Annotated in this window: 17 protein-coding genes; 11 read left to right on the top strand and 6 right to left on the bottom strand. The window is 55.1% G+C overall.

The window, feature by feature from the left end; translation table 11 throughout:
* Positions 1–88 precede the first annotated feature (88 nt).
* Entirely contained in the window at positions 89–691 is a 603-nt protein-coding gene (locus AC6T8Q_RS20550) for a hypothetical protein (protein ID WP_500680860.1), read from the top strand.
* Here AC6T8Q_RS20550 and AC6T8Q_RS20545 read toward each other — a convergent pair.
* Both AC6T8Q_RS20545 and AC6T8Q_RS20540 read right to left on the bottom strand, forming a co-directional pair.
* Positions 688–2,373 (bottom strand): serine/threonine-protein kinase, encoded by a 1,686-nt coding sequence (locus AC6T8Q_RS20545; RefSeq protein ID WP_500680859.1) that lies wholly within the window; start codon positions 2,371–2,373, stop codon positions 688–690. The genes AC6T8Q_RS20550 and AC6T8Q_RS20545 overlap by 4 nt on opposite strands.
* Positions 2,370–3,014, bottom strand: a complete 645-nt coding sequence (locus AC6T8Q_RS20540) for a sigma-70 family RNA polymerase sigma factor (protein ID WP_496920469.1) — start codon at positions 3,012–3,014, stop codon at positions 2,370–2,372. Before AC6T8Q_RS20540 ends, AC6T8Q_RS20545 begins: the two co-directional genes overlap by 4 nt.
* A gap of 240 nt (positions 3,015–3,254) precedes the next feature.
* Here AC6T8Q_RS20540 and AC6T8Q_RS20535 point away from each other — a divergent pair, with 240 nt between their 5' ends.
* The 5 genes from AC6T8Q_RS20535 (at position 3,255) to AC6T8Q_RS20515 (ending at position 11,209) form a co-directional block, all read left to right on the top strand.
* Positions 3,255–5,288: a BBP7 family outer membrane beta-barrel protein gene (locus tag AC6T8Q_RS20535; RefSeq protein WP_500680858.1), complete on the top strand. Its 2,034-nt coding sequence runs from the start codon at positions 3,255–3,257 to the stop codon at positions 5,286–5,288.
* Positions 5,289–5,371: 83 nt separating this feature from the next.
* Positions 5,372–8,050, top strand: a complete 2,679-nt coding sequence (locus AC6T8Q_RS20530; protein ID WP_500680857.1) for an SdrD B-like domain-containing protein — start codon at positions 5,372–5,374, stop codon at positions 8,048–8,050.
* A gap of 362 nt (positions 8,051–8,412) precedes the next feature.
* On the top strand, positions 8,413–8,883 hold the full coding sequence (locus tag AC6T8Q_RS20525) for a TadE/TadG family type IV pilus assembly protein (protein WP_496920466.1): 471 nt from the start codon (positions 8,413–8,415) through the stop codon (positions 8,881–8,883).
* Between the two features lie 27 nt (positions 8,884–8,910).
* Positions 8,911–9,393 (top strand): TadE/TadG family type IV pilus assembly protein, encoded by a 483-nt coding sequence (locus tag AC6T8Q_RS20520; RefSeq protein ID WP_496920465.1) that lies wholly within the window; start codon positions 8,911–8,913, stop codon positions 9,391–9,393.
* Between the two features lie 46 nt (positions 9,394–9,439).
* Positions 9,440–11,209, top strand: a complete 1,770-nt coding sequence (locus AC6T8Q_RS20515; RefSeq protein ID WP_500680856.1) for a vWA domain-containing protein — start codon at positions 9,440–9,442, stop codon at positions 11,207–11,209.
* A 211-nt stretch (positions 11,210–11,420) separates the two neighbouring features.
* Here AC6T8Q_RS20515 and AC6T8Q_RS20510 read toward each other — a convergent pair whose 3' ends face one another.
* From AC6T8Q_RS20510 to AC6T8Q_RS20495, 4 genes are all read right to left on the bottom strand, one after another.
* Positions 11,421–11,834 carry a GlsB/YeaQ/YmgE family stress response membrane protein gene (locus AC6T8Q_RS20510; RefSeq protein WP_496920463.1) on the bottom strand — a complete coding sequence of 138 codons (414 nt, stop codon included), beginning with the start codon at positions 11,832–11,834 and terminating at the stop codon, positions 11,421–11,423.
* A gap of 95 nt (positions 11,835–11,929) precedes the next feature.
* Positions 11,930–12,970, bottom strand: a complete 1,041-nt coding sequence (locus tag AC6T8Q_RS20505) for a hypothetical protein (protein ID WP_500680855.1) — start codon at positions 12,968–12,970, stop codon at positions 11,930–11,932.
* A gap of 57 nt (positions 12,971–13,027) precedes the next feature.
* Positions 13,028–13,318 carry a type II toxin-antitoxin system RelE/ParE family toxin gene (locus tag AC6T8Q_RS20500; protein WP_500680854.1) on the bottom strand — a complete coding sequence of 97 codons (291 nt, stop codon included), beginning with the start codon at positions 13,316–13,318 and terminating at the stop codon, positions 13,028–13,030.
* Positions 13,315–13,560 carry a hypothetical protein gene (locus tag AC6T8Q_RS20495; protein ID WP_500680853.1) on the bottom strand — a complete coding sequence of 82 codons (246 nt, stop codon included), beginning with the start codon at positions 13,558–13,560 and terminating at the stop codon, positions 13,315–13,317. Before AC6T8Q_RS20495 ends, AC6T8Q_RS20500 begins: the two co-directional genes overlap by 4 nt.
* A gap of 154 nt (positions 13,561–13,714) precedes the next feature.
* Between AC6T8Q_RS20495 and AC6T8Q_RS20490 the strand changes: the two genes are divergently transcribed.
* The 5 genes from AC6T8Q_RS20490 (at position 13,715) to AC6T8Q_RS20470 (ending at position 19,341) form a co-directional block, all read left to right on the top strand.
* Positions 13,715–16,099 carry a DEAD/DEAH box helicase gene (locus tag AC6T8Q_RS20490; RefSeq protein ID WP_500680852.1) on the top strand — a complete coding sequence of 795 codons (2,385 nt, stop codon included), beginning with the start codon at positions 13,715–13,717 and terminating at the stop codon, positions 16,097–16,099.
* A gap of 18 nt (positions 16,100–16,117) precedes the next feature.
* Positions 16,118–16,657 carry a hypothetical protein gene (locus tag AC6T8Q_RS20485; RefSeq protein WP_500680851.1) on the top strand — a complete coding sequence of 180 codons (540 nt, stop codon included), beginning with the start codon at positions 16,118–16,120 and terminating at the stop codon, positions 16,655–16,657.
* Positions 16,658–17,527 carry a ribonuclease H-like domain-containing protein gene (locus tag AC6T8Q_RS20480; protein ID WP_500680850.1) on the top strand — a complete coding sequence of 290 codons (870 nt, stop codon included), beginning with the start codon at positions 16,658–16,660 and terminating at the stop codon, positions 17,525–17,527.
* A 171-nt stretch (positions 17,528–17,698) separates the two neighbouring features.
* Positions 17,699–18,439 (top strand): protein kinase domain-containing protein, encoded by a 741-nt coding sequence (locus AC6T8Q_RS20475; RefSeq protein WP_500680849.1) that lies wholly within the window; start codon positions 17,699–17,701, stop codon positions 18,437–18,439.
* Positions 18,440–18,513: 74 nt separating this feature from the next.
* Positions 18,514–19,341, top strand: a complete 828-nt coding sequence (locus tag AC6T8Q_RS20470) for a PP2C family protein-serine/threonine phosphatase (RefSeq protein ID WP_500680848.1) — start codon at positions 18,514–18,516, stop codon at positions 19,339–19,341.
* Positions 19,342–19,705: the final 364 nt, after the last annotated feature.

The raw sequence follows: 19,705 nt of genomic DNA, 5'->3' as shown, positions 1-19,705 counted from the left end.
GGGTCGATTGCGCAAGCAATTTACGAGGGAAACGGCAGATTGTTGTCCCGGCAGGACCAGACACCTATCATTATAGAGGGATCCTGTCGTGTTTCGGCATGTATTAAGGTCATCAGCCATGTTCTACCGCATAAGTTTTGCTACAGCACTTACGATTTTGCTATTTTGTCAGAATAATCGCTTGGCCCACGCCCAGCGTGGGTATGCATCAACCTATCTGAATAACGTTAAGTCGCAAAATAGTATTGACCAGTTTACAACTGGACGAATTATGCAGCAGGTTCGTAACTCAGCGGTTCCACCGGCTGGGGTGGGTGGTGTGAATCGTCAAAATTTCATCGGCCCGGGTTCCTCGCCCTTGGGTGGGCCTGCTTCCAAACCATTCACGGGCCTTGATCGCGGGCCGTCCGTTAGCCCCTATTTGACGCTCTCCAATCCATTCTCAACTCCTTCGGACTTTTACAATATTGTGCGGCCCCAGCAGGATCAACGCGCGTTCAATGATCGCATTTCGCGCCAGCAATATGCTCAAAGTCGTAAACTCAACCAGATGGCTGCTCAAGGCCCTTATGAGATTTCCGGCAATCAGAATGCAGCACCCACCGGCCACGGAACTGGTTTCATGCAATTCAATTCGTTCATGAACACAGGGAACTACTTTCCAAGACCGACTGCTCCGAAAGAACGCTAAGCGACCAATCGTTTAGCAGCGTTATCTCGGCCTTGCCGATAGTATTTCCATCCTGGCAAGAAGAATGTTGCCGCGGAAACGATCCCGAAGATCGACACGCCATATTCGAAGCCTAGGCGTTGCATCTCAGCCATGATCACGGACATGGCCAGCATGGCCCCGGCGTGAACGTAGAAACTGCCTGCCAATATTCCAGCTTTCATCACGAAGACCATTCCGCCGATCAAACCCAACACGGGTGAGAGCTTCAACACTGGCAAGTTGAGCAATTCTTCGACCCAAAAGAGCAGCATCACGGCGACGATACTGCTTCCCCAAGCATGGGCGATTTGACGTTCGACGGCGGTCACGGGCCCGGCGCGATGTCTTAGTGCCCAGAAAATCGGAGCCCACACGGCCAAGCCGCCTCCCCACAGCAGTAAATAGGGCCAGGGTTCGCCCATTACCGGCCAACGAGTCCGCTGGAGGTGCATCCAATTGGTGACCAGACACATCACGAGCAAAATTGCCGCGTGCCACATCCAGAGCACGCCCCAGTTCTCGAGCACCGTGGCATGGTGAGTTTCGCGAAACACGCGGGCCATGATGTCGGTGAATCGACCACTGCGAGCGATGATGGATTCGCCGTCTAAATAGGCCTGCAAGTCCTCGGCTAAGGTTCCCGCCGAAGCATATCGCAGCTCAATTGGTTTTTGCAAACACTTGAGAATGATCATTTCCAAGTCCCGGCTGACGCGGGGATTCAACAACCGTGGCGGCAGCGGATCTTGCTCTAGGACCATTAACAACGTGTCGACGGGCGAAGTGCCTTGAAATGGCGCGCGGCCCGTGATCAGGGAATAGAGAATCGCACCAAGGCTGTAGACGTCCGACGCAGGCCCGACTTTACCACGATTGCCGGCCGCTTGTTCGGGGGCCATGTAAGCCGGTGTCCCCAGAATCGTGCCAGATTGGGTGAGCGACGAATTGCTCGCCGTGAGATGCTTGGCCAGCCCAAAGTCGGTCACATGGGGCACGCCATCGAGATCGATAAGAATATTGGGCGGCTTCAAATCGCGATGAATTACGCCACGACTGTGGGCGTATTCAATGGCTCGCGCGATTTCAAGCACTATTCGCACGGCATCGCGTTCTGCGATAGGACCCTGTGCTATTCGATGGGCCAGCGTTTGCCCCGTGATCAACTTCATGCCGAAAAATTGCCACCCGGCAATTTCCCCGACTTCATAAATGGGAACGATGTTCGGGTGCTCTAATTGGGCGGCAGCTGCCACTTCGGCTTGAAAGCGCGCCTTATCAAGCTCCGAGGCTTGCGAACCCTGCAGGATCAGCTTCACTGCGACTTCGCGGCCGAGGCTTTGTTGATGGGCTCGGTAGACGATACCCATGCCGCCGCGACCAATTTCTTCGATCAGCTCAAAATCTCCCAGCGCACGGGGTGGCTCAAGATCGGCAGTTCGTGTGGGTTTGACGAATGGGAGTGTTTGGCTATTGGTATGGCTAGCGACGGCATCGACCAGTAAGGCCGTGCCCCATAAGGCGCGAAGCTCGTCAGCAAGATGCGGATGCGCGGTGGTGAGTTGTTCCAAGGTGGGACGGTGACTTGCACTACGGTCGGTGATGTCCGCGAAGATCGCAGCAAGTTCGAGATCGCGTTGTTCGGAATTGGCTGCGTGCTTCATGAGACTTGTTCATCGGAAGCAGGACCGTCTGAGCCATCCATGAACTGGCGCAACCGTCGCATGGCACGCAGATAGCGCATGCTGGCCGCTTGCGGCGAGAGTTGCAGCACTTGTGCCGCTTCGGTGTTGGAAAGGTGTTCGAAATGCCTGAGCAGCACAATTTCTTGATCGAGGTCATCAAGCTGCTCGCAGGCTTGTTGAAAACGTGCTTGCAGTTCATGCCATGTCGCGGCTGCGGCGGGGGTAAGTTCTGAATCGCGAATTTGCGCGAGCAGATCGACCGACGATTCGTTACCCGCGGCAGCGACCAGTGGTTGCTCGCGGTCTAAACTTCGCCGGTCGGCGCCACGATGACGACGGTGGGCGTCGATCAACCGATCTTTGGCCATTTGCCGTAGCCACAAATGAAACGGCATCACCGGGTTTTGAAGATAGTCGTTGAGCCGGCGGTTGGCTTCGATCAATACCTCCTGCACGATGTCGCTGGCATCGACTCGCCGTTTGATCATTTGATCCATGCGGAGATCGATCATCTGGCGAATCGCCACGCGGTGGCGATCGAGCAGTTGATTCACTGCATCGCCGTCACCGCTGCGCGCCGCGGCTAGCAACTGTTCGGTATTCTGCTGGTCGGGCCACATGCGTTTGCCACGATTCGTTTAGGTCAAATCTGCCATTTGTCAGTCCTTTTAGTATCGCAAGCTTAGGGTACGGTGACAACGAGGCATATAACTCAAAAAAACTGGTCTTGCGGTCGAATCAGGCCTTTTGCTAAAAGCCTTCCGCTTTTCGTGACAGGATCTCTTCTACTACCAATATTCCAGTCCCGATTGGCTTTCGCAGGCAACTGTCTGCGCGAGTGCGCGGGGAAGGACACACACATGGTTGTGCGACGATTGTCGTTGTGCGCGGCGGTTGCGGCTGCCTGCGCTCTTTCGTTTTCATCGGTTAACGTATTATTTGCCCAAAGCAGCGCAGCGCCCGATCGCGCCGCGGGGCGGATGGTCGACTCGCTGTTCGAGCCCAATGCTCCAGCGGGCCTCGTTCCCAACAACAAGGCGCAGCTGCCGCCGCGGCGTGGTATTCAGCGCCCCACACTGCAAGCAAAGTTGGTGCGCAATAAGAATAAACAAGGTGAGCCGGCGTTCGCGCTCGTGGACCGCTATGGCGGTATTTTGCGTTTCGTCGAGCCAGTGGAGAAAATAAACCTTGAGCCTTATGTCGGTCGGATTGTAGGCGTGCGTCACGATACCGGTGATACGCTACTTGCCTCACAGCTTGTTTTCCCTCGCAGTGGAAACAACACCGTTGCGCGAGCAGCGCGCCCTGCAAACGGCGTGCAACAAGCGGCTTTTCAGGAACCCATTCCGGCGGGTGAACCCGACGATAAAGCGTTGCTAGAACCGATCCCTGCTGATGAACCCACGCCAGCAGGTGAGCCAGAGCTGATCGGTGAGGGAGAGACCTTCAACTTTGAAGAGGGTGAGCAGGTTTATATGGGTGAAGGGAATGGTCCCATCTATCAAGATCAAGGTTTGGACTTTGGCGGCTGTTCGAATTGCCAAGATGGAACATGTTCGTTGCACGCGGGACACGGCGGCTATCGCCAAGGCGGCGCCTCGCCTCCGATGAGTCGGGCTTATGCACGGGGCGAATATTTGCTGTGGTGGCTCGAAGGCATGGATGTCCCGCCGCTGGTGACGATCTCTGACGCACAAGATGGTGCGGTGCTGCCCAACTTCCCTGGGGATAATCCGAGTACACAGATCGTTTATGGGCAGGATCCAATATTGGAAGATGCACGTAGCGGTTTTCGCATTATGTTGGGCACCTGGATCGATGAATGTAACAAGCAGGCCATCGAGTTCGACTATTTAATGTTGGGCAAACTTGAAGAAGATTTCGCCTTGGGCGGAGTCAACGGCGAACCTTATTGGATTGGTCGGCCATTCTTCGATCTAACGCCCGACGTCGATCAAGACGGCGAACTAGACCTTTCGCCACGCGAAGCGGCCGAACAAGTTTCGTCGGATATTTTGGACGGCACGGTGAGCGTTTATTCCAGCAGCGAGTTCCAAGGTGCTGGTTTAACTTTGCGGCACAATTTGTGTCGCAGCTGCTGTCCGACCGTGGGCTGCGGTGACTGTGTGAATTGTGGAATGGGAGTCGATTGTGGTTTAGGAGTGAGTTGCGGGTCAGGAATCGGCTGCGGCAGCGTAGTTGGCTGTGGTGGCGATTCACGGTACGTCGACTTCCTCGCAGGATTCCGTTGGTATCAACTCGACGAGATGCTTCAAATTACGGAAGATCTGGAAGCTGCCAGCGAAATTATTCCCCCACCAGGGGATCTGCCACCCAATGGCACGACTTTTTACCTTGTCGATCAGTTTAGCACCGAAAACACCTTTCTCGGTGGTGAACTCGGCTTTGACTGGGGCGTCGAACGGAATCGCTGGTCGCTTTCCTTGCTTTCCAAAATTGGCTTGGGCAGCACGCGGCAGCAGGTTTCGATCAACGGTTACACCGACGTGACCGAACCGGGCGGCCCCACGGAACGCGCGGCCGGTGGCCTGCTCACGCAGGATAACAATCAAGGTCCTGCACCAGATAACGAGCTGTATGTCGGCAATATTGGCGATTACGACCGCAACCGCTTCAGTATGATCCCGGAACTCAACCTGACAGTCGGCTACAAGTTGACTCAGCGGTGCAAGCTGAGGCTTGGTTATACGATCATGTACTGGACGAACGTCGTGAGGCCGGGCGATCAAATTGATCGTGAACTCAACTCGACGCAGATTCCAAGCGATGATGCGGATTCAGTTCTGTATATCCCCAGCCGCCCCATGTTCACGTTCAACGAAACGAATGTGCTCATTCAGGGCTTGAATACAGGCATCGAATACAACTGGTAAACCTCCGAGGGCCTTCTTGCCGATACAACTCTCACAGTCTGCACTTGTCGAAGTCGGCCAGCTAGCACTCGTGAGGTATCGTTATGGCTATCCCAGGTTCCGAGTCATTCAAGTTTCCCGTTCGCTTAGGCGGCAAAAGACGGCAAAAACAAGCCGTTTCTTTGCGTCCCAAGCAATTTGGCTTCGAGAAGCTTGAGAGTCGTCAAATGATGGCCGCCGACATGGCGGAGATCATCGGCTTTGTCCGGACCGACGTGCAAGGCGACGGCAACGCGGCCAACGACGTCGCTGTGGTCGGCGCAAACGTCACACTTTACCGCGACAACGGCAACGGCAGTTTCGACGCCAGCGACGTCCAAATCAATGCGGCTTCGACCAATTCGCTGGGCCAGTACGGCTTCAACGGTCTGGAAGCAGGCACCTATTTCGTGAAGGTCGCCCTGCCCTCTTCATTGCAATTTGAAGCTGGCGAAGACACACAGAAGATCGTTATCACGCTTCAAGAAGCCGAGGGCGTCGACGGCCCCGAAATCGACGATTTCGAAACAACTCAAGTCGTGAGTGCCGCGCCACCGCTGCCATCGAGCCAGAATTCGACGCAAGTCGACAACGGCGTGTTGGGTGGCGAACGCGACATGTACGTCGAACTGACCCAGGGGAACGATCCCTTTTCGTCAGTATCGTTGATTAGTGCCGCGGGTTTGTTGCGGCTCGCCAGTGATACGACCGTCATCGGCAACGCCAAAATTGTTTGGGACGGCGTCGACGGCAATGCCTTGGCGATCAACCACACCGGTCTGGGTGGGATCGATCTCACCGAGTTCGACGGTAACACGATGACCGGCATCGCGCTGACTTCGGGCGCCGATCATCCCAACGCGAAAATCAAACTCCGCATATATTCCGATGCGAACAATTGGTCGGAATACATAACCACCGTGCCAGAATCTCCGGGTGGTGCCGCCACCGGCTTGGCCGTGTTCCGCTTCGATGACGTTCCGAGCGCCAAGGGTGGCAATGGGGCCAATTTTACCAACGTCGGTGCGTTGGAATTGACCTTTGAGGGTGTGAACGCGGTCGACGGGCAAGTTTCTCTTGTGGGGCTTGTCGGTCTCACCACCAAGCGGGCCAACTTCACGGCGTCGCCGAAACTCAGCTTGGGTGATCGCGTTTGGGCCGACATCGATGACGATGGCCAGTTCGATGCCAACGAAAGCGGCATCGCGGGCGTGAAGCTCAACTTGTATGAAGACACCAACGGCGACAACAGCTACACGGCTGGAGTCGACCAACTGATGGGTCAGGCCGTGACCGATGCGAATGGCAATTACCTGTTCCAAAATCTGTTTGCCGGCAAGTACATAGTTCAAGTCGATCCAACGAACTTCACGGCAGGTGGTAATCTCGAAGGTTTGGCTTCGAGCTTGGGTAGTGCCCTTGCTGCGGATCCCGATAACAACATCGACAACGACGACAACGGCACGCCGCTCGCGGGTGCTGGTGTCGTAAGCCAGGCGATCACGCTGGCCGGTGGCGCTGAAACATCGGATAACGGCAACACCAATCGCACGCTTGATTTTGGTTTCTTCGGGTTTGACCTCGTGCTCGACAAGTCGGTGCAACAGACTTCGATCGCACCCGACGAGACTCTGACCTACAACATTAAGATCGATAATGAAGGTCCTTCCGCTGCCGCGGGAACGACTTTCACCGATACCCTGCCCTCGTTCGTGACGTTCGTTTCTGGAACGGTGAGCGTTCCCGGAGTGACGTTGCAACACGTGGGGGGCGTGATCACGGCCAATCTCGGCACGGTCGATCCGGGCGAATCGATCTATATCACCATTCAGGCCAAAGTGAACAAGAATGCCACGGGCACGCTTGTTAACACAGCCACGGTGGCGGCTCCCAAGGAAGTGAACCTGTCGAACAATACCGACTCGGTTTCCAATCCCGTGACGCCGCGGATCGACTTGCAGATCACCAAGATCGACAGCCAAGATCCGGTCGCACCGGGCAGCCAGTTCACTTACACACTGACGATTAAGAACAACGGTCCGTCCAATGCGACGGGCGTGGTGGTGACTGATACGCTGCCGGTGACAGGCGTGACCTATGTAAGCGCTTCGCAAGTGCCCGATTCCATCAACGGTCGCGACTTGGAATTCGAGCTCGGCAACCTCGCCTCGGGAGCTACCAAGACGATTACAATCACAGTCGCGGTTGCCGCCAACTTCGAGGGCTCGCTGTACAACACGGCTCACGTTGAAGGCAACGAGCAGGAAACCAATCTCAATAACAACGACGACGACGAAACCACGTTGGTGAAGGTCGATCCTGCGAGCATCGCCGGCACGGTGTACGTCGATAAAAACAACAACGGCGTCCACGATGCTGGAGACCGATTGCTGGCCAACGTCGTGATCACGCTCAAGGGCACGGACAACCAGAATAATGCCGTGGTGCTGACGACCACAACCGACGCGAGCGGCAACTATTCGTTCAACAATCTCAAGTCGGGTACGTACCGCATCATTCAATCGCAGCCGACCGGTTACAAGGACGGCCCGGATTCGATTGGTAGCCACGGCGGTTTCTTGGGTGAGAATCCCGGTCCGTTCGTGATTCCCAACGACGTGACCACCGATCAGGTCAAGGACCTGTTCATCGGCATCCAATTGGATTCAGGTGTCGATGCGACGGATTATGACTTCCGCGAATTGGCTGTGCCGTCGTCGAAGCGTAGCTATATCTCGTACTAAGACCAATGCGTTATTGCCTCAAAGTGGGTCGGAACATTTGTTCCGGCCCACTTTTTTTGTTGGCGGATTTCACCATGTTGTGGTCAAAGCTCAACAGAGCTTCTTGTGTGCGATTGCTATCTGCAACAGCCGAGAATTCTTAGAATTTCTTCGCGCCAACTGAAAAAATCTGAACTAGATTTCTAATGGACAGCAAACTGGTCCACCCACCTTTTCGGAAACTTATCCCACCCACCTGACAGTTCGCGCGGCAAGATGAGCGCGGACCAACCCCGAGTCGCCAGGCTCCACGACCCAGCGATTCGCGCTTGCATTGGCAGTGCGCACGTATGCGTCGCTGCCAAGGGAGAGGACGGACAACTATGTTCGGTCGTACGAATAGCCGCCATCGCCGTGGAACCACGATCGTTGAGACGGCCGTGGTGTTGCCCGTGTTTCTCATTCTGGTGTTCGCCATTTTTGAATTCGGTCACGCGCAGTTGATCAACAACGTGATGAACAGCGCATGCCGTAATGCCGCTCGCGTGGGGGCCGTTGAGGGCTCCACGACGGCCCAAGTGGAAAGCCGTGTCGAGCAATCGCTCGGCACGGTTGTTCCTATGCAGCACGTGCAAATTTTTGTGAAGAACGCCAGTTCGCTCGATGCGAGCAGCACGATGCCGGAGTCGGGCCAATCGCTGGAGGATATGCCGGATATCAATTTGGAAGAGACCGAGTCGCGTACTTTGTTCGTGGTACGAGCCAAAGTGGCCTACAACGACGTGGCCATCGTACCTATGCCTTTTCTCAAAGACGTTATCATCGATGCGCAAGCATTTATGCGTCACGAATAAACTCCCTGTTCTTGAATCGAGGTCACCATGAAGACCAAACGAAATCGCAACCAAGAAACTTTCCGCCGCGCTGCGGTCGCGGTGGAATTCGCTTTTGTGGCTCCCATTCTGTTCTCAACGGCTTTGGGTTTGATTGAACTCAGCCGCGCCTACGACGGCCAGAATTTGCTGGAAACCGCGGCCCGGGAAGGGGCCCGGTTCGCTTCGATGGATCGCGATGGGATGCTGCCCGAAGGGCAAAGCACCAACTCGAAATTAGTCGAAGATGTGAAGAAATTTCTCGCATCTTCGGGCCTGGATCCTAGTGACATTAGCGTCTCGGTGACCGATGCCGACGATCCCAATACCACGTTTGATCTCGACGATCCCGCGAACGATTTGAAGCTGTTCCAAGTGGAAATAACGATTCCTTATTCCAGTGTGAGCTTTACGCCCGTGAGTCCTTCGAACGACTACGGCATGAAGGCGGCGATCGTTTTCCGTAATGGTCGCGCTACGTTATCCCAGTAAATACCTATTAAGCACGTCTCCCCAACCTTGTCCTGGAGTATGCACCATGAAAAACATCCAACCGACTAGTCAGCAACAGCAGTCTCGAGGAGGCCAACGGCGCGGCATTATCGTTGTGCTCACGGCGTTTGCCTTGGTCGCCATTTTTGCTTTCGTCGCATTGTCGGTCGACACCGGCCGCATGGTGCTCACCGAAACGGAAATGCAAAACGCTTGCGATGCGGCGGTGTTAGCGGCCGCGCAAGAAATCAATGCGGCAGTTTACGCCGCGGGGCAAGGTCAAGGCTCGGCCAACATCGATGCGAACTCGATCGCGATCGCCGCGGCCCGCGAGATGGCGGCTCAAGTGGCCGAAAAAAATGGCATCTATGTGAACGCCGATATGGACGTTCGTTTCGGCCGGCGGATGTATGACGCCGAATCCAACACTTGGCCCATACTGTGGGACAGCGATCCTTACAACGTCGTACAGGTCGTGGCCCGCAAGACCAATCCCGACACAACCCAACCCGACGGCGAATTGCCTTTGGCGTTTGGTTGGGCCATAGGTAGGGACCAAGTTCCCATACAGACGTCGGCGACGGCCTTTATCGAAGCTCGCGATTTGGTCGTGGTACTCGATGTGTCGTCCTCGATGAACGACGACAGTTCGCTGATTTCCAACTTGGGTGCCAGCGAAGTTAACACCTTGCTCGACAACATGTGGAACGACTTAGTAGCAGCCAGTCCCAAGTGGCCCGACACATCGATCTCTAAATTTCCCGCCACGGGATTCGGCCAGGTCAAAACCGCGGAGGGCACCTACCTTTCCAGTAGTGACACCGCCACGATTATGGCGTCTCTCAAATTGACGGATAATGGACCTGATGGAAAACGCAAGTTTCCGTTCCCGCAATCAGGGCGATATAGCAATGGCTCTCCGAAGCCCCGCCCCAGCAATTCCACAAGCGATTCGTTGTGGCAAGGTTATATTAACCACGTCAAAAACTTGAGTGGTACCTACAAGAAAAAATATGGCTACCGCACATTGATGAATTACTTGCAAGAAAGTCGGCCTGATCCCACCCTCAGCGAAGACTTGTGGCGGACGAAGCATTATCCGTTCCATGCCAACCGCAACGGCATGTCGCTGTTCATGGATTTCTTGACCGAACTTGATTTTGGAGACGAAGTCGGTTGGGTTGCCTACGGCAAGTGGGCCGAGCCGCAAATGTCGTACTATGACGGCGAAGTTAACATCGACATTTCAGACAATCCGATCACAACGGACTACACGGTGATTGATTCGATGCAACGCCGCCACCAAGCCGGTGAATATGACGGTTGGACCGCTATGGGTGACGGCATTTTGAAAGCCCGCGAATTGTTAGTGGGCAAAGCCAATGATCCCAACGACGATGGCTACACCCGTTATGGTGCCCGACCTACGATGTTGCTTATGACGGATGGTCAAACCAACCAAGCTCCTGGCGGTTGGAGCCTCCCCGCTAGTTTCAAGTGGTCGGATTGGACCGACTACGACGGCGACGGCTCGGCCAATTACACGACTTCCGACACGAAGAAACGATATGCCTTCTGGGAAGCAACCGAAGCGATCAAGTTGGGAGTTGTCATCCACACGCTGGCCGTGGGGGATGGTGCCGACCGTGACTTGATGAAGGCGATCGCCTTTGCTGGCAACGGCATATTCATCAACGTACCTGGCGGAGGGACCGCCGACATGGAAGACCAACTTGTCGAAGCTTTCCAGAACATAGCTTCCCAAGTTCCGCCAGCTCGACTCGTGTACGAGATGACGGCTCCCACGCCGGATTAGCTTTGAAGCATGGCAGTCACCCCTGCCCTTTGGTGGTCGATTCGCAAGTCGGCGGTCTTGGTGTCCTGAACCGCTCTTGCCCGATCACTACCGCACGCCGTCGCGTTTTTACGCGGCGGCGTGTCTTTTTGTTGGTAGGGGAATTGTGGAGAAGGAGCGCGCTCGTCTGCGACGCGCTACGCCTTGCGGCTAACTCGTTTTCCGCGGTTAACTAATCTTCGTAGGCGGCGGTGTCGAACGTGCGGCGACGACGGCCACCTAGGCTCCGGCGGCGACGATGGGATTGTGTGACGTATTCCCCTTCGACGAAATAATAGCCGCCGAGCATCTTATAAAAGAACAAAATCACTAGCGTGCCGATGGTGCCCACCAGCATTCCCAAGGGACTGATCGGAACGATTCGCTGACCATGGTTGAAATGGCTGGCGATGCCACACCCGATGATCGTGCCGCCGATGCCCATGAAGATCGTGGCGATTGCGCCCCCGGGATCACGCCCCGGCATGATCGCCTTGGCCAGTAGTCCCACGACGGTGCCAAAACCAATCCACACGAGCACGTCGTTGATAAGGTGTTGCACCGAATCGTTGAGAATCACCCCTTGTGTGGGATCGAATTGTTCCATGGTCGTCAATCCTTTGACGTATTTGATTGCGAAGAGAGTGGCAAACTGTACTCAAGCAAAACTCAGCGCGATAGAGCGCTTGATTGCTAGCAGTGCTAGTCTTTTAACTCGATAGATCCTTCGGGCGGCGTTGGTTCAAGCACCAAATCCCCTTGTTGAGGATCTTGGTCGTTTACCATGCCCCCATCATCGACTTGATTGGGACCGACGCTGTAGAGGATGTAGCGGTCCTTGCCGGGGACGTAGATGAAATCGCGGCCGCTGAATGGATCCTTGGGAACGGCTTTCAGCTCGCGGCCAGCCAACTCGTGGAGGGATTTGGGAAATCGTTGTTCTTGGAGTTGGTATGCCCGCAGGGCGTAGTGCAGCCTCAAGAGATCCGTTTTGGCTTGGTACACTGTAACTAATTTCACCAAGTCGTTTTCGAACATCATTCGATTATTGCTAAAACTAAGTTCGCTTAAGAACGTTTGGTAGGGCCCATTGATTCGCCGCCAGAAGTGCCATTCACGCACCGTGATTTCAGCCGGTGGATCAAAGTGTTTGCTGACTACCGGCAGATTTTTCAGGACGAATCGGCAATCGTCCAGGGTCGTGGTTTCGCAGGTGTCACGAAGCGTGCTGAGTCCAACGGCATAAATCGCGATCCCCACAAGCCAGTCGGTTCCGAGACCACCTTTGGAAATCGCAGAAGCGAGTATCAGATTGTCCACGCCACAGCGGACGGCAAGTTGGGAGTTGCCTTGCTTTGTTGCTTGGTAACCTTCAGCGGCGAAGCCGCGTGCGAGGTTTCGCAAATCAGAAAAACTATTGTTGTGACCGCTGAACCATGACTGATCAGCTTCCCAATTAAGCGGAACCATAGAATCTGTTCGCAATGCGGCGCGAGCATCGCTCAGAACAGGTTCGTTAGTCGCCACGACCGTTGCAAGTTCCTGTTCAGGCATTTCATCGTAGAAGCCAGTGCGTTGGGCCAGCTTACCGCCGAGTACCACGAGATCGTTGTAAGCGTTAGGTTCCGGTTGCGATGGGGGGTCGTACGGAGGGTTCAGCCAACGGTAAACGAACACACCCAAGAACAGCAGTGGTGCGATGGCGATCAGCCATTTCCAGCGGAAGGTCGAAGATTCGGGCACTTGGTCCATGCTGAAGTGTAGCTCCGAGCTTGATTCGCTCGCGAGATCGAAATCTTGTTAGCCTAGTAAAGATTCCACATCCCGCGCTCCGTCCAAAACACGCAGGATGACGATCTCGTCGGTAGTGGCCTGGTAGTAGATGACCCAGCGATTCACGCTGAAACTTCGGCAGTTGGAACCAAACTCGGGACGCAGTTGTCCTAATTCGGGTTGGATGGATAGAAACGCGCACTTCTCGCGCAGTGTGTCGAACCACTTACGAGCAGTCACGGGCCGTTGCAAAGCAATATAATTCAGAATCTCCAGCAGGTCTTCTTCGGCTGCTGAAGTAAAGGAGAAGCGGCTCATTGTTGCTGAGCGGTTTGGGATTCGATTTCAGTGACACGTTCCTCTAAGCGGCGAAAAACTTCTTCCGCAGGAATCAGCTGGCCATTGTTTGCCTGTTGAATACCCTTTTGCACGTCGGCACGTAATTGGTCCCGCTGCTTAAGAAGTTTAACAGCTTCGTCGAGGGCCGTCGCAGCGTTGGGATAGATTCCCAGTTTGACAGCGTCGGAAATATAGTCGGCATGGGGTGTGATATCAGCCATAGGAAATCCTCCGTCTTCATTTTATCACCTTAACGGACGACAGCCATCGAGAAAAATCGAGGCGGCCAACTGAACTTGCCGTTTGTGATGGCCGAAACTTATACTAAACGCCTGTCTACTTAGGGGACTGGGGTGTCACGGAGGGGTTTTGGTCATGGACGTTGCTGCACTTTTGGAACGCATGAAGTCGCGCCGGGACTACGCGGGGCAACTTGAGCACGTCGAGATGCTACCCGAGCGGCCGGGGCAGTTCGCGGTGCCCAGCCAACCTTTGCCGGAGGCGTTGCAGCGATTGCTCGCCAATCGCCAGATCGAGCAGCTTTATTCGCATCAGGTGTCGGCCCTCGAAGCGGCACGCTCGGAGCAGGATCTGGTGGTCGTCACCGGCACGGCAAGCGGCAAAACACTTTGCTACAACCTGCCGATTTTGGAAGCCGCCGTGCAATCAGAATTCGCGCGGGCGTTGTATTTGTATCCCACGAAGGCGCTTGCGCAGGATCAGCTCAAAGGCTTGTTGGAACTTGTGGGTGGCGATGCGGAGTTGGCCTCGCACGTGCGGCCCGGTGTTTTCGATGGCGACACACCCACGGCTCAGCGCCGGCGGGTACGCAACGAAGCGAACCTCGTGCTCACGAATCCCGATATGCTGCACGCCTCGATACTTCCTTACCATCCCAAGTGGGCCCAGTTCTTCACCGATCTCAAATTCATCGTCATCGACGAAGTGCATACCTATCGCGGGATTCTCGGCGCGCATGTTTCAGCTGTGTTGCGGCGGCTCATGCGGGTGTGCGATCACTACGGCAGCCGGCCCATTTTTTTGGCCACAAGCGCCACGATTGCCAACCCAGGCGAGCTTGTCAGTCGACTAATTGGACGTGATGTCACCGTGATCAACAATGACGGTTCGCCACGCGGGCGAAAATACTTCGCGCTGTGGAATCCCTCGCCGATCGGGGTGGATAGTCTCGCACGGACGAGTCCCAACGACGATGCCGTCACTTGGATGACCGAGGCTCTCGCCGCTGAAGGCCAAGTCTTAGCGTTTACCCGCACACGACAAGCCGCCGAATTGATTCACCGCTATGTGAAAGAGCAACTCGACGACGCACATTCGCCACATGCGAAACATGTGCGGGCTTATCGCGGTGGTTATCTGCCCAACGAGCGCCGCGAGATCGAACAAGCTTTGTTTGCCGGCAAGCTTCGCGCCGTGGCAGCCACAAATGCGTTGGAACTCGGCATCGACATCGGCTCGCTCGACGTGGCGTTGTTAGTGAATTATCCCGGCACGATCGCTAGTTGTTGGCAACAAGCGGGCCGCAGCGGCCGTCGACACGATGAAAGCCTGGCCGTGCTGCTGGCAGGCAATGACCCTGTCGATCAATATCTGCTGCGGCATCCCGAGTATTTCTTCGCGCAAACGCCAGAACACGCGGTTGTTGATCCTGATAATCCCTACGTGTTGGCCAAACATCTCAAAGCGGCTGCTTATGAGTTGCCACTGGATGCGTCGGACTTGGAACTCTTTGGTCGATTGGCAGGTCCGATTGCTGAAATTTTGCGTGACGAACAACAACTCGAAGAAATCGACGGGCAGTATTATCACCCCGGCGGGCAGAATCCAACGGTCGGCGTAAGCTTGCGCAACATGAGCGACAACACGTTTAGCATCGTGTTGAAGAAAGGCGGATGGGGGAAGGCGGAAGGTGGAAACGCTGACATTGAAGTGATTGCCAACGTCGATGCGATGAGTGCGCCCGAACTGGTTTATCCCGAAGCGGTTTATTTGCACAACGGCGAGACCTATTTGGTCCGTGAACTCGACCTCAACGGCAAGATCGCCTACGTCGAACGGCGTGAAACGGATTACTACACACAGGCCGTGCTCGAAAGCAACGTACTGATCAAAAAGGAACGTGCCGCCAGTAGTACGATCCCGTTCGCGCAAGTGGGTTACGGCGAGGTCGATGTTTTGTGGCAGACCGTCGCGTTCAAGAAGATCAAATTCAATACCCGCGAGAATATAGGCATGGGCCCGGTGGAGATTCCGGCCCAACAACTCGCGACCACGGCTTTATGGCTTGCACCGAACGACGAAGTCCGCAAAACCATGAAGTTGGCTGGCTTACGGGCGAGCGAAGGGGTAATTGGTCTGAGAAACCTCGCCGTCGTCGCTCTGCCGTTTGTTTCGATGTGCGACAGTCGCGACCTGGGTGGCGTTGTCGACAGCCAAAACTTGGGACATTCGACCATGATTTTGTACGATCGCTATCCGGGCGGATTGGGATATTGCGAGAAAGGTTTTGAGCACGTCGAGCGACTGCTCGAGATTTGCCACGAAATGGTGGCCGGTTGTCCCTGCGAAAGTGGTTGCCCGAGTTGCGTGGGGCTCCCCGATTTCTTTCCCGGCGATCACAGCGATCCCGACCTCAAACGGGGCCATCCTATGCCGAACAAACAAGCCACCTTGCGACTGTTGGAGATTTTAAGACAACAGGTAATAGTGCCATCACCAGCCATTCCTGCAACGGTATGAAGTAATAAGACGATTAACATGCAACTCAACGAAGACCAAGAAGTTTTTCTGAGCAAAGCTCTGCTGACGATGCGAATCATCGCGGGGGCGTTGATCAATGGCGTCGTCGTGTTCTTTGCGATCGCGGTCTTTGTGCTTAGACCTCAAGTCAATAATGATCCACCATTGATTGCTTACATTGCCCTGGGCGTAGGATGTTTGGCGGTTGTGATGTCTTTTGCCATTCCCAATCTTATTATGGCTTCGACCAAAAAGTCATTATTGAAAGGCAAGCAGATTAACCTGCCGGACAATTATCAAGGGGCAACCAACGTCGGTTTCCTTGGTCCGCTGGTTGGCATGTACCAAACGAAGCTGATTATTAGCATGGCCATTTTAGAAGGGGCCGCGTTTTTCAACCTGATTGCCTATATCATCGAAGGGCAACGCATGAGTCTAATCATGACGGGAGTGCTCGTTGCGATTATGGCAACCAAATTTCCCACGCGCGGCGGCCTCGAGAATTGGCTGGCCGACGAGGCCAAATCGATTGACGAACTGTGGAAGCTGAGCAAGTAGATGATCGACGAACGCCTTCGCAGCCGCCTGGAACAGCTCAACCGCGGTTCGCTCCCCGCGAGCACGCTGCCGGCACAATCGGCACAGCCGGCCTCCGCTGCTTCCAAGGTTGCGGCTCCCTTGCGACCGCGGGCCGTTAAGCCGATTGAAGGCCTCCTGCGACGCGGCATGGTCGCTCAAAACGAGGCGGGGGAGCACCTGCGAATTCTGCTGCCGCTCGAAGAATTGTGGCCTGGAGGCGAAGATTTGGCCCTCAAACGGCACGCCCAATTGAGCGGCCAGGAGATTCCGCCCCCAAAACCCGGTGAAAACCAGGATTTGGCCCATTTCATCCGCTCGTTTCCTCACGATTTGCTGCTGGTGGACTTGGAAACCTGCGGATTGTCTGGCAGCAGCCTGTTTTTGATTGGCTTGCTGCGGTTCGTAGAGGGCCAACTGGCGGTCGAATTGCTGCTGGCACGCAACTATGCCGAGGAACGGGCCGTGCTTGCGTCGTTCTGGCAAGCGACTCGCCCCACGAGTTTGATTGTGACATTCAACGGCAAGAGTTTTGACTGGCCGATGATCGCCGACCGCTCGGCCCGGCACCTGCTGTTTCGTGGATCTCGAAAGCCGGAGCTGGCCCATGTCGATTTCTTGCATCATGCCCGGCGGCGTTGGCGAAAGCAGCTGCCCGACTGCAAGCTGCAAACTTTGGAGCGACATATTTGCGGGCGGGGACGCACGGGTGATATCCCCGGCAGCCAAATTCCTGCTGCCTACCAACAGTTTGTCCGGACCGGCAAGGACCACGAAATGAACGCGATTCTGCTGCACAACGCGATTGATCTGGTCACACTGCTGGACATCGGTCTACGACTGGCCGGGTGATGCCGATCTGTGATTTTGGTCGCTAAGCCGCAAGCGGCCTCTTGCAGCTTAATAGCATTTTTTCAGCACGTTTTCAGGCTCCGCAAGGTAAAATAAGAGTATCTCCCCGCCTCACTCCGTCGTCTGTTTTTTGCGCTGCGACGGCTCGCTTGCCACTCTGACCGACACCACATGCCGCGCCCGCGCACCAATCCTGAAGAGATCAAATCGTTTCAACTTCCTCCAGGGCGAATCCTGGCGGGGAAGTATGAAATCATTTCGCGCTTGGGCCGTGGTTGGGAAGGCGAAGTTTACAAGCTGCGTGAACTCGCCACCGACATCGAACGTGCCGGCAAGTTCTTTTTTCCTCAGCGCAATATCAACGATCGTGCGTCGCGATTCTATTCGCGCAAACTGAACAAGCTCCGACATGTGCCGATTCTGATCCAATATCACACGCACGAATTTTTTACATACAAACATCAGCGTGTGACGTTTCTTGTTTCGGAATTTGTCGAAGGTGATTTGCTAAGCAAGTTCCTGATGCGACAACCGGGCAAACGCTTAAGCGTGTTCCAAGGTTTGCATTTGCTCTACGCACTGGCGGTCGGTATGGAAGGCATTCATAACGCTCGCGAGTATCATGGCGACTTGCATATGGGCAATATCTTGATACGCCGCCAGGGGATCGGATTTCACATAAAGCTTTTGGACTTCTACGATTACGGCACGGCGCATGCCCATGATTTGCATGATGATGTTTGTGATTTGATCCGAATCTTCTATGATGCTATCGGAGGAAAGCAGTGGTATTCGAAGCATCCCCCGGAAGTGAAAGCGATTTGTCGTGGGTTGAAGCGTTCGCTCATCTTGCGCAAATATCGCACGGCCGGACAGTTGCGTCAGTATCTCGAAACGATGGCGTGGTTATAACGCGTGAGTTATAACCGCTCGCTGCCAACTGGTGAGGCCCCGTGCGAGGACAAAGTGCCGTGCAGCCGCTAACTATGGAAGCTCCGTATTTCACCTTTCTCGCTGAACCCAACCACCTCGAAACCCGCGAAGTGGCCCGGGGCTTGGCCGTCGTCGCTTCACGGACCGCTCCCGAGAAAACGTCTCCCAACGAAGACAACGCCGCGGTGATTCCGCTGGGCGAAAACCAGGCCGTGTTGCTGGTGGCCGATGGTTTAGGCGGGCACGCCGCGGGGGAATTGGCTTCTCGGATGGCGATCGAGCAGATGGAAGAAGCGCTCCGCCAACGGGTTGAAGAAAGCGATGGCCCGCTCGATGCCGAGCAACTTCGCTCGGCCATCATCGCCGGTATCGATCGAGCGAACCAAGCGATTCTTGAATTAGGGACCGGCGCGGCCACGACACTCTGTGTCGCCGAAATCCAAGGCGACACAGTGCGCGTCTATCACATCGGCGATTCGGCGATCATGCTCGTCGGCCAGCGCGGCAAGATGAAATTTCAAACGCTCGCACATTCACCCGTGGGTTATGCGGTTGAAGCAGGACTTCTTGATGAGAAAGATGCCATCCACCACGAAGAGCGGCATTTGATTTCCAATGTGCTCGGCTCAACCGAGATGCGGATCGAAATGGGTCCGTCGCGCAAGATGTCGTTACGCGATACATTGTTGCTCACGTCGGATGGTTTGCTCGACAATCTGCTCACCGACGAAATTGTCGCGCGTTGCCGTAAAGGTCCCCTGCCCAAGGGCGTCGAGCAATTGATGACCGAGGCGTTCAAGCGGATGGAACGCGGCCCCAATGGCACGAAACCTTCCAAGCCCGACGATCTCACGGTCGTGGCCTTCCGCCGCACTCATTAAGCCGCTTGCGGCTTAGCGCTTCGTAGCGCGGTGTAAGCACCGCGGGCTAAATTATGTACCAATAAAAAAAGTCGTGGCCAGCGCGAGCGCGTGACCACGACTTTTCTTAAATCAAACTCCCGGCCGAATTGCGACGGTGTGGAGTCGCTGGAAGAAAGACGCGTGTCTAACAGTGCTATGCACTGCCATTAATTGACTCGGGCCTATCCAATAAATTGGTCCTCCCGACGGAATTGTGGCCGAGAAGTTTGTCTCCTTATTCTTCACCCGCGAACGGGTGAAGCTGATGTGCTGTTTAGTTACGAAACCAATCGGTATTTGTTCGCGTCACGCTTAACTGAATTCGGTGTGACACGGCGAACGT

This window comes from Bythopirellula sp. (assembly GCF_041737835.1).
Taxonomy (GTDB): Bacteria; Planctomycetota; Planctomycetia; order Pirellulales; family Lacipirellulaceae; genus Bythopirellula.
This window is presented reverse-complemented; position numbering and strand designations above follow the sequence as displayed.